Origin of the sequence: Ligilactobacillus acidipiscis DSM 15836, from assembly GCF_001435755.1 — a bacterium.
GTDB classification, from domain to species: Bacteria; Bacillota; Bacilli; order Lactobacillales; family Lactobacillaceae; genus Ligilactobacillus; species Ligilactobacillus acidipiscis.
Genome location: NZ_AZFI01000060.1, coordinates 1 through 10,700, shown reverse-complemented (window position 1 = coordinate 10,700; position 10,700 = coordinate 1). Strand labels below are relative to the sequence as shown.

Sequence of the window (10,700 nt, the reverse complement as noted above, 5' to 3'; positions counted from 1 at the left end):
ACCTCAAGGTAAAATTATGAATAATCCAGGTGAATAAATACTTCTCAAGTAATTTAAAAATTTGAAATTATTCTAAGTAAAAAACAGTTTTAACTTTAATTTGGAGGAAGAAATGAGATTAAAAAACAAACCCTGGGCATTGCCATTGATTGAAGCCAACCCACAATATGTCGTGACTGAGCCTGAAAAGTGGCGTGGAAAATGGTCTGAGAGGTTTTCGCAAAAACAGCCTTTGTTGATCGAGATCGGAATGGGGAAGGGTCGTTTTATCGTTGAAATGGCTAGACGTGACCCAGAGCATAACTACATTGGGATCGAAGTACAGACAACAGCAACCGGCATTGCTTTAAAAAAACAGCTTGAAGTTCAATTACCAAATTTGCAATTAGTTTGCGGCGACGGCAATGACTTGACTGAGATGTTCGCATCAAATGAAGTAGCAGGGATTTTTTTGAATTTTTCGGATCCTTGGCCTAAAAAAAGACATACTAAAAGACGGTTAACTTATCGGACTTTTTTGAAACAGTATCAGCAAGTCATGCAAAAAGATGGTCAGTTGGAATTTAAAACTGACAATCGTGGTTTGTTTGAATACTCACTGACATCAATGAATAACTACGGCATGGTTTTCGATCAAGTGTGGCTGGACCTGCACGCGTCAGAAGAAGCAGCTGACAATGTGATGACTGAATATGAGGAAAAGTTTAGTCAAAAAGGACAACCGATCTATAAATTAGCAGCTCATTTTACAGACTGATCAGCTAAGAGAGAAAAGATCCTTGACTATGAACATTAGAATATGAAATTTAGATCAAATATATTATAATTAGTTTGTTGTGCTCAATTTGTGAAACAAAAGCAATTATCCCAACTAAAAAATAAACTTAATTATAGTACTCAATTAGAGGCCTGGCGGGCAGCAACAGAACTGTCAGGACAATTTAGGAGGAATTTACCATGGAAATGTTACCTAAAATGAACTTAAAAGAATTAGAAGATAAGCTGGCAAAAGGAAATTATGTTTTGTTCTTTACTGCTGACTGGTGTCCTGACTGCCGTTTTATTAAACCGGCAATGCCAGAGATCGAACAAGAATTTTCAGACTATACTTTTATTCAGGTCGATCGTGACGAAAATATTGACCTGTGCCAAGAAATGATGGTCATGGGGATCCCAAGTTTTATTGTTTATGAAAATGGCCAAGAAGCAGACCGCTTTGTCAATAAAGACCGCAAAACCAAAAAAGAGGTTGAAGACTTTTTAACGGCTGTAAATTAATTTATAGAAATAAGGGAGATAGGATTTAGAGTATGTTGATCGCAAACTATAATTTTGCACAAACGGGTGATGTCTTGATGGTTGTTTTACATCAGGATAGCATTGCGCAAGTGTCTGAAAAAAAAGATAACGTTGTTCGGATCTATGACGAAAAAACTGGTGAAACTTTGGGCTATAACTTCTTTCAAGCGTCAAAATGTGTTTCTGACTTGAATGGTGTTTCTGGTCAAGTAAAATTAACGCAAAAACAGGTTAATGACTTGAACGATCTGCTGAATGAAGCGGGTTTTGCACCTGAATTGGCTGTAGATGATAAACCGCGTTTTGTTGTGGGTTACGTTGAGGAAATGGTCTCTCACCCAGATTCTGACCATTTGCATATATTGAAAGTTTTGGTCAACGATGGAGAACATCTGCAGATCGTTTGCGGTGCACCGAATATTGCTGAAAAGCAAACAGTTGTTGTTGCTAGAGTTGGGGCAATGATGCCAAGTGGGGCGATTATTTGGCCCGGTAAATTAAGGGGTAAAGACAGTTTTGGCATGGTGTGTTCTGCACGTGAGTTAGGATTGCCGAATGCTCCTAAGAAGCGGGGGATCCTTGAGTTGCCTGCTGCTGAATATGAGATCGGTCAAGCTTTTGATTTTAAGCAAGCTGCAGGTTTATTCTCAGCAAAATAGATGTTTGTACTAGCCGGGTAGAAAGCAATGTGTTTTAGTTGTCGAACTACCCGATTTTTTTATTGATTGGATGATAGTCTTATGAAACATTATGATGGTCCAGCTTTTTATCGGCTTCACAGTTATAAAAAAAGCAAATGGGTCTCACCAAGAAAAGTAAATAAAGATGCACTAAAGGGTGTTCATAAGCCTGCACGTGTTAACAGCTCAGTTAGCGGTGATCCGATAAGTAAAAGGGTCAAACTAAATTCACGTCCATTTCGTCCGTCTTATGTTCCTCCTTCTTTGTTGAACAAAGCGCGTTCGCCTAGGCCAAAAGAAAAAATTGCATATCAGCGGTTGTGCCAGGAACTGCAAAAACCAGCGGATACTTTTTATTTGCTCGGCCTGGAGCATGACAATGAGCTTGAAGAAATTGATTTGACACTCCCAGAGCCGCAACAAAAAGCTGTTGGTAGGAATGTAGCTAAAATTGATCTTCCAAATGAGCACCAAGTTTCCAAAACTGCCAGCGACGATGAAGAAAATAAAGAGCGCGAAGAAATAAATAAGGTTCTGCAAACAGAAACATTTTTGCCTACTGCAAAGCATACAGATAACGATCGTGCAAGCAAAGATCAAGCAACTGATACTGGTCTATATCCTAATGAAGATGCAGCGGATGAGTCCGAAGAGCAAAAAAATAACTTAAATTCAGCTGCTGGTTCACAGTTGGTCGAACATGCTGAGGTGACGGTACGACCGCAAGCTTTAAGTGCTGATGTTTCACCAGTGGCGACTAACAACAGCATGGATGATGACCTACAAGAGTCGCAAAATCCTGCTGGCAGAACGGAAGCTCAGGAAATTGGTTTGGCTGAAGAAAATAATACAGATCTTGTAACGATAAATGATGACTCTGACAGTGTGCAAGAAAGTAAAGAAACACAAAAAACAGTAAACAAAGCCCAACCAAAAGAGCGGGCTTTAAGCCGCTCCTTTGCCGATATTTTAAATTTAGAACAAAATGAGCAACGTGACCTCTCCTTGTTTAAAGAGCGTGAAAAGGGACAGACTGGACAAAAAGATGAGTCGGAAAAAGACATTAACTATCAATTTCCAGACACTGCATTATTACCTGAGCCAGTTATCGAAGATGATCCGCAAATGGATGAATGGGTCTTGCAAGAAGCGGATGTCTTAAATGAAACATTGCAAGCTTTCCATGTCGACGGTACAGTTAAAGACTGGACGATTGGTCCAACTGTTACCCAATTTGAAATTACTTTGGGTAGAGGAGTTAAGGTCAATAAAGTCACCAATTTAACTGATGATCTTAAGTTGGCTTTGGCTGCTAAAGACATTCGGATCGAGGCTCCGATCCCAGGTAAAAGCAGCATTGGGATCGAGATCCCGAATAAGAAGTCACGACCGGTCATGTTGCGTGAAGTCTTGCAGTCACAAGCCTTTCAGACGGCGCGGTCTCCTTTAACAGTCGCTTTAGGGGTCGATTTATTCGGCAAACCGCAAGTCACTAACTTGAAGAAGATGCCTCATGGTTTGATAGCAGGTGCAACAGGTTCAGGTAAATCTGTCTTTATTAATAGTTTATTAGTTTCTTTGCTGTATAAGGCTAAGCCGTCCGAAGTGAAGTTACTTTTGATCGATCCGAAAGCTGTTGAAATGGCACCGTATCAAAACATCCCTCATTTGCTGGCACCAGTCGTATCAGATCCAAAATCGGCTGCTGCTGCATTAAAATGGGTAGTTAAAGAAATGGACGAGCGTTATGAACGTTTAGCGGCTAGTGGAGCACGGAATATCGATAGTTTCAATGAGAAGGCCATGGCTGCAGGTGATTATGGTTTGAAGATGCCATATATTGTGATCGTGATCGACGAGTTGGCGGATCTTATGATGGTCGCAGCTTCAGAAGTCCAAGATTACATCGCACGGGTCACTGCTAAGGCTCGTGCTGCTGGGATCCACTTGTTGATCGCAACTCAGCGTCCAAGTGTTGATGTTGTTACTGGGACCATTAAAAATAATATTCCGACTCGAGTGGCCTTCATGGTCGCTAGTCAGGTAGACTCGCGGACGATCTTGGATTCTGCCGGAGCCGAGCGCTTACTTGGCAAAGGCGATATGCTTTACTTAGGTAATGGTGCTGGTCAGCCGATCCGCTTGCAAGGAACGTTTATTGACGAAGAAGTTGATCGGATCACTGACTTTGTCAGAAAGCAAGGTCAGCCGAACTTTGCCTTTGATCCTGACGGTCTCAAAGAAGAGGCGATCCAATCAGAAAATGAGGATGAGTTAATGCCTCAAGTGTTGGATTATATTGTTAACGAGGAGGCAGTTTCAACTTCCAAATTACAGCGGGTCTTTTCCATAGGCTATAATCGTGCTGCAAGTATTGTAGAGGAACTTGAAGCCAAGAGATATATTTCTGAAGCCAAGGGATCCAAGCCTCGTGATGTTTTCTTAACGCCTGAGGGCCTGGTTAAATTAAGAGAAAGTTAATTTTTTTAAGTTTTAGAATTTAGATACATTTCCTCGCGGATATGATAGACTGATAGAAGTGGAAAATAGAAAAGAGGATATTTGTAATGAATATGGATACTACCTATTTTTTCGTTGGTATTAAAGGAACGGGTATGAGTGCCCTCGCATTGATCTTACATGACAAGGGATACCAAGTTATTGGCTCAGATATTGATAAATATACGTTTACCCAACGGGGATTAGAACAAGAAGGGATCGATATCCTTCCTTTTGACAGCAAGAATATTAAACCTGGCATGACTATCGTGGCTGGGAATGCTTTCGATGATGACCAGGTTGAGATCGCGGAAGCTAAAAAAATTGGGCTTGAAGTTCTAACTTATCCAGAAGTTGTCGAAATGCTAGTGACAGAAACAACTGGGATCGCTGTTGCAGGTGCCCATGGCAAAACAAGCACTACAGGACTTTTGTCACATGTTTTAAGTAGTGTAGCTCCGACTAGTTACTTAGTTGGGGACGGGACAGGCAAAGGAACACCCGATGCGCGCTTTTTTGTCTTTGAGGCTGATGAGTATCGGCGTCATTTTGCTGCCTATCACCCGGATTATACGGTTATGACCAATATTGATTTTGATCATCCAGACTACTTTACTGGTATCGATGATGTTTGCGCTGCTTTTCAAACTTTGGCAGACCAAACAAATAAAGCGATATTTGCTTGGGGTGGAGACAAAAATCTGCGTAAGTTAAAATCTGATCTCCCTGTTTATTATTACGGGGTCGAAGATGATAATGATTTTCAAGCTAAAAACATTAAACGTTCAACTAGCGGTTCTACCTTCGATGTTTATTTCAGAGGAGAGTTTTTAGGCACATACGAGATCCATATGTTTGGCGAGCACAATATTTTAAACAGTTTAGCAGTGATCGCTGTTGCTTACATTGAAGCAATTGATCAACGTGATGTTCAGGAACATTTATTGACCTTTGCAGGTGTCAAGCGCCGCTTTACTGAAAAAAAGGTCGAGGATATGATAATTATTGATGATTATGCTCATCATCCTCATGAAATCAAAGCTACGATCGATGCTGCGCGGCAACAATATCCCAATAAACAGATCATCGCTGTTTTTCAACCGCATACTTTCAGTCGCACAATTGCGTTGATGGATGAGTCTGCTGAAACGTTAAATTTGGCAGATAAGGTTTACTTGACTGAAATTTTCAGTTCGATCCGTGAGACGAATGGTAGTGTTTCAGCGGCTGATCTAGGTGAAAAAATCACAAAAGGCGGAGAAATACTGAGTGTTGAAAACATGTCGCCGCTGTTAGATTACCATGATGGAGTTGTGGTATTTATGGGCGCTGGGGACATTCAAAAGTATGAAATTGCTTATGAGCGACTGCTAAGTGAAGTTAAGCTACGTAAAAACTAGATCTCGCGCGGTTGATCCTTATTATTGAAATTGTATTTAAACATAAGCAGCATTAAGGTCGTCTGAAAGGACGACCTTTTTTGGAACATCAAAATTGCTTGTGATTTATTCATATGGTATGATAATTCCGTTGAAGATCATTAAAGGATCATAATCGATAAAAAATTAAGAGAGGACGATCAAATGAATAATTCTAATCAAACTTATGCAGCTGGAGAAGGCGGCTTAAACCGTTTCTTCACTAAAATGTATGGCTTTATGGCAGGGGCAGTCGCTTTTTCAGCATTGATTGCATATCTCTGTGCGACTACTTTTCAGATGAGCGTTTTGAACTTTTTTGGAACTCACCGCTTTGCTTTTTTTGCACTATTTGCAATTCAGTTAGTTATGGTTTTTGGAGTTTCGTTTAAGCCGGGACGTTCGGCAGTTTCTAGCATTGTTATGCTATTTGCATTTGCTGGAATCGAGGGCTTGTTTTTAAGTACCATTTTGATGGTTTATGATATTTCGCATGTGGCAATGGCTTTTGTTGCTGCAGCGACTGAGTTTGTTGTTTTGGCTATTTTTGGAGCAACAACTAAGAAAGATCTTTCTGGTTTTGGTAAACAGGCTTTGGCAGCTTTGATTGCTTTGATCTTGGTTACTTTTATTAATATTTTCTTGCAAAGTCCAATGATCAGTTATATCTTTTCATTTGTCGGCGTTATTATTTTTACGATCCTAACTGCCTGGGATTCTCAAAACTTTAAAAATATGTATTTACAGTTTGGTGATCAAGTGAACACAACTTCGTTGGCCGTTTCAGGTGCTTTACAGTTGTACCTTGATTTTATCAATATCTTTATCCAACTATTAACTATTTTTTCTGGTGGCAGCAGTCGAGACTAATTATTAGAAAAGTCAAACTAAAAGATACCTAGCAAATTTGCGGGTATCTTTTTTTGAAGTTTTTAATTCAAGAAATTGTGCCAAACAATAGAGAGTCTGCTTCGAAATCAGCAGTGATTTTTGGTAGAATAGTATCAGTAATATTAAATTAGAGGAGAATAATAATGACCAAACAAGAAGATACACTTTTATTAGTTGATGGTAATAGCGTGGCTTTTCGTGCTTTTTTTGCTTTACAAAATGTCGGCAGCTTTACAAACCACGATGGTCTGCATACTAATGCTATTTATGTTTTTAAAAAGATCCTTGATAATATTTTGAAAAAGTATTCTCCTACTAACGTTTTGGTGGCTTTCGATGCTGGCAAAACAACTTTCAGAACAAAAAAATATTCTGATTATAAAGCAGGTCGAGCTAAAACACCTGGAGAACTCAGTGAACAATTTCCGTATTTGAAGAAAATGTTGGCAGCATATGGAATCAAAGATTATGAATTGGCTGATTACGAAGCTGATGATATTATCGGGACTTTATCCCGCCAAGGACAAGCAGAGGGGTATCGTGTCGTCGTTGTCACTGGGGACCGTGACTTGACTCAATTGACGACTGATAAAACGACTGTCGCTGTGACACAAAAAGGCTTTAGCGAGGTCGAAGAATATACTCCTGATCATGTTAAGGAAAAATATGGTTTAGAACCTAAGCAAATTATCGATATGAAAGGTTTAGCTGGAGATAATTCGGATAATTATCCAGGTGTGACTAAAGTCGGTGAAAAAACGGCTATTAAACTATTGAAGCAATATACTAGCGTTGAAGGTATCTACGAACATATTGACGAAATGAAGCAGTCTAAAATGAAGGAACATCTGATCGAGGACAAAGAAACTGCACTGCTATGTAAAGACTTAGCCACGATCAAAACAGATGCGCCTTTGACGATCAAATTAATTGATACAAAGCGACAAGAAATGAATGAAACAGACTTGCACTCCTTGTATGAAGAACTTGATTTTAAGAGCTTTTTAAAGGACTTGACTGGCGAGGATCCGGATGAACAAAAGGCATTCGATAAACTTGCAGTGACAATGTTAACTCAGAAAAACTTGGATAAAGTCCCTGCAAAAATTAAAGAACCAGTTGTCTTTTATTTGGAGATGGACGGCAAAAATTATCATAATGCTCCCTTTGTTGGCTTTGTTTTCAAGATCGCGGATCAATATTATGGTGCTAGAGATGTTGAATTATTAAAACAAGCGCCACTGAAGCAAATATTGACCGATCCGGCTATTAAGCTTGATGTTTTTGATTGTAAGAGAACTTTTGTTGGTTTGAATCGTCTGGGAATTACAATGACCAATGTCGATTTTGATTTGCTGTTAGTGTCTTATTTATTGAATAACACTGAAAATAGTGATGATCTTGGTGAATTGGCTAGTCTTCACGGATTTGATCAAGTCAAAACCGATGAACAATTTTATGGTAAGGGTGCTAAACGGGAGATTCCAGCTGAAGATGACCAATTATTTGCTCATTTGAGTCATAAGGTCTTTGCGATAGCAACTTTAAAAGAACCACTTTTCACTGAATTGAAGAATAACCAGCAACAAAATCTATATGATGAAATGGAATTACCGTTGGCACAAGTTTTGGCAAAAATGGAAATTGCTGGTATTTCTGTAGATACTGAACGCTTGGAGCAAATGAAAAGTGAATTTAAAGAACGTTTGTCTGAATTAAAACAGGATATCTATAATGAAGCTGGTGAAGAATTTAATATTAATTCACCAAAGCAATTGGGGCACATACTATTTGAAAAATTAGAATTGCCAGTGATCAAAAAAACTAAAACTGGTTATTCTACTGCAGTCAGTGTGTTAGAAAAATTGCGTGGAATGTCACCGATCGTTGATAATATTTTGACATATCGGCAGATTTCTAAATTGCAATCAACGTATATCGAAGGTTTGCTAAAGGTCGTTTTCAAGGAAGATCAAAAAGTTCATACTCGCTATACGCAGACTTTGACAGCAACCGGACGTTTGTCTTCAGTTGACCCTAATTTGCAAAATATTCCAGTCCGTTTGGAAGAAGGACGTAAGATCAGACAGGCTTTTGTACCGAGTCGTGCGGGTTGGCAGATTTTTTCTGCTGATTACTCGCAGATCGAGCTTCGTGTTTTAGCACATATTGCTGGTGATGAGCATATGCAAGAAGCCTTTAAAGAAGATCGCGATATTCACGCTAATACCGCCATGCAGATCTTTGGTCTTGACAGCGAAGACGAAGTTACCCCAAATATTCGTCGCCAGGCTAAAGCCGTCAATTTCGGCATAGTATATGGGATCAGTGACTATGGTTTGTCGCAAAACATCGGGATCACACGTAAACAGGCCAAACAATTTATTGACACTTATTTTGAAAAGTTTCCTGGGGTCAAAAAATACATGGATGAAATCGTTGAGCACGCGCGTGAAGAAGGTTACGTAGAGACGATTTTCCATCGACGTCGTTATTTGCCAGACATCAAAAATAAAAATTATAATATTCGTTCCTTTGCTGAACGGACGGCGATGAATAGTCCGATCCAAGGCAGTGCTGCGGATATCATCAAAGTCGCGATGATCAACATGGATAAAAAGTTAGCTGAAAAGAAGATGCAGGCTAAAATGTTACTGCAAGTCCATGATGAGTTGATTTTTGAAGTCCCAGACGAAGAATTGACCGATTTCGAGGAACTGGTCAAAAGTGTTATGGATTCAGCTGTTGATTTAAATGTTCCACTCAAAGTGGAATGTGCCCATGGCAAAACATGGTTTAGTGCAAAATAAAAAAGATATTTACCAGCTGACAAATTTTTTGTTTATTAGTTTAGCTGTGTTGACCGTGAGACCGAACAAATTTTGCCCGGTCTCACGGCTTTTAAAATGATAGTATATAAATAAGGAGTTTATTTCTCCTTGTGATAATTAAAAAGAGAGTAGTTGGTGGAAAAATGCCTGAGTTACCAGAAGTTGAAACAGTTAGACGGGGGTTAAGTGAACTTGTCACCGATAAACAGATCACTGGCATTGAGTTGCTTTATCCTAAGATCATTCAAGGAGACCCGCAAGAATTTATCAAAGAGTTGACCGGCAAGAAATTTGAAAAAATCGATCGTCGGGGGAAGTACCTGCTTTTTCGCTTTTCCGGAGAACTGACGATGGTTTCTCATTTGCGGATGGAAGGTAAATATTCAGTTAAAAGTAGTGAAATGCCACTTGATAAGCATACGCATGTTGTGTTTGATTTAGATGATGGGACCCAGTTAAGATACAATGATGTGCGTAAATTCGGCCGCATGCACTTGGTCAAGACCGGTACAGAAGATGATCTGGCTGCGTTAAAAAAATTGGGACCAGAACCCACTCCAGAGACGTTTTTAGTCGATGAGTTTTATCAAGAACTTCAAAAGAAAAAGAAAGTTATTAAAACCGCGTTACTTGATCAGACGATCGTTGCTGGATTAGGAAATATTTATGTCGATGAGGTATTATGGATGACTAAGATCCATCCTGAAACAAAATGCTTTGAAATTACTTATGAACAAACACAAAAATTGCATGATAATATCATCCTGGAATTGAATCGTGCGATCAAAGCTCATGGAACAACAGTCTTTACCTTTGCTGGGGCTAATGCTGAAATTGGTTTATTCCAAAATCAGTTAAATGTTTATGGTAAAAAAGGCGAACCTTGTGCGAGGTGTCAGACGCCGATCGAAAAGATCGTGGTTGGACAACGCGGCACACATTTTTGCCCGCACTGTCAAAAGCTGATCTCGGTTGCCAGTTAATGGTTTGAGCAATTATTTTTGGATTGTGATAAAATGTGATGTTCTTCGGGGCAACAAGAGTTTATTAAATACGCGTGGTGCTAGTTCGTCACAAAATTA

8 protein-coding genes are annotated in these 10,700 nt (G+C 39.4%); all 8 read left to right on the top strand.

Translation table 11 applies throughout. The annotated features are described in order from the left end of the window. The first annotated feature begins 112 nt into the window (after positions 1-112). The 8 genes from trmB to mutM all read left to right on the top strand — a co-directional run bounded on the left by trmB (position 113) and on the right by mutM (position 10,601). On the top strand, positions 113-757 hold the full coding sequence (gene trmB, locus FC65_RS05625) for a tRNA (guanosine(46)-N7)-methyltransferase TrmB (RefSeq protein WP_010496385.1): 645 nt from the start codon (positions 113-115) through the stop codon (positions 755-757). A 200-nt stretch (positions 758-957) separates the two neighbouring features. After that, positions 958-1,278: a thioredoxin family protein gene (locus FC65_RS05620; RefSeq protein WP_010496383.1), complete on the top strand. Its 321-nt coding sequence runs from the start codon at positions 958-960 to the stop codon at positions 1,276-1,278. Between the two features lie 32 nt (positions 1,279-1,310). Further along, complete coding sequence (gene ytpR, locus FC65_RS05615; RefSeq protein WP_056971871.1) at positions 1,311-1,958, top strand: YtpR family tRNA-binding protein; 648 nt, start codon at positions 1,311-1,313, stop codon at positions 1,956-1,958. An 81-nt stretch (positions 1,959-2,039) separates the two neighbouring features. Then, positions 2,040-4,460, top strand: coding sequence for a DNA translocase FtsK (locus tag FC65_RS05610; RefSeq protein ID WP_056971870.1), 2,421 nt, complete (start codon positions 2,040-2,042; stop codon positions 4,458-4,460). 86 nt (positions 4,461-4,546) lie between these two features. Beyond that, positions 4,547-5,878: a UDP-N-acetylmuramate--L-alanine ligase gene (murC, locus tag FC65_RS05605; protein ID WP_056971869.1), complete on the top strand. Its 1,332-nt coding sequence runs from the start codon at positions 4,547-4,549 to the stop codon at positions 5,876-5,878. A 183-nt stretch (positions 5,879-6,061) separates the two neighbouring features. After that, positions 6,062-6,766: a Bax inhibitor-1/YccA family protein gene (locus FC65_RS05600; RefSeq protein ID WP_010496373.1), complete on the top strand. Its 705-nt coding sequence runs from the start codon at positions 6,062-6,064 to the stop codon at positions 6,764-6,766. Between the two features lie 164 nt (positions 6,767-6,930). Then, positions 6,931-9,597 (top strand): DNA polymerase I, encoded by a 2,667-nt coding sequence (gene polA, locus FC65_RS05595; protein WP_056971868.1) that lies wholly within the window; start codon positions 6,931-6,933, stop codon positions 9,595-9,597. 164 nt (positions 9,598-9,761) lie between these two features. After that, complete coding sequence (gene mutM, locus FC65_RS05590) at positions 9,762-10,601, top strand: DNA-formamidopyrimidine glycosylase (protein ID WP_056971872.1); 840 nt, start codon at positions 9,762-9,764, stop codon at positions 10,599-10,601. Positions 10,602-10,700 lie beyond the last annotated feature (99 nt).

What these genes read in the sequence shown, in the direction of transcription:
- mutM (WP_056971872.1), top strand. Translation starts at nt 9,762, where the DNA reads ATGCCTGAGTTACCAGAAGTTGAAACAGTTAGACGGGGGTTAAGTGAA.
- FC65_RS05600 (WP_010496373.1), top strand. Translation starts at nt 6,062, where the DNA reads ATGAATAATTCTAATCAAACTTATGCAGCTGGAGAAGGCGGCTTAAAC.
- ytpR (WP_056971871.1), top strand. Translation starts at nt 1,311, where the DNA reads ATGTTGATCGCAAACTATAATTTTGCACAAACGGGTGATGTCTTGATG.
- FC65_RS05620 (WP_010496383.1), top strand. Translation starts at nt 958, where the DNA reads ATGGAAATGTTACCTAAAATGAACTTAAAAGAATTAGAAGATAAGCTG.
- FC65_RS05610 (WP_056971870.1), top strand. Translation starts at nt 2,040, where the DNA reads ATGAAACATTATGATGGTCCAGCTTTTTATCGGCTTCACAGTTATAAA.
- trmB (WP_010496385.1), top strand. Translation starts at nt 113, where the DNA reads ATGAGATTAAAAAACAAACCCTGGGCATTGCCATTGATTGAAGCCAAC.
- polA (WP_056971868.1), top strand. Translation starts at nt 6,931, where the DNA reads ATGACCAAACAAGAAGATACACTTTTATTAGTTGATGGTAATAGCGTG.
- murC (WP_056971869.1), top strand. Translation starts at nt 4,547, where the DNA reads ATGAATATGGATACTACCTATTTTTTCGTTGGTATTAAAGGAACGGGT.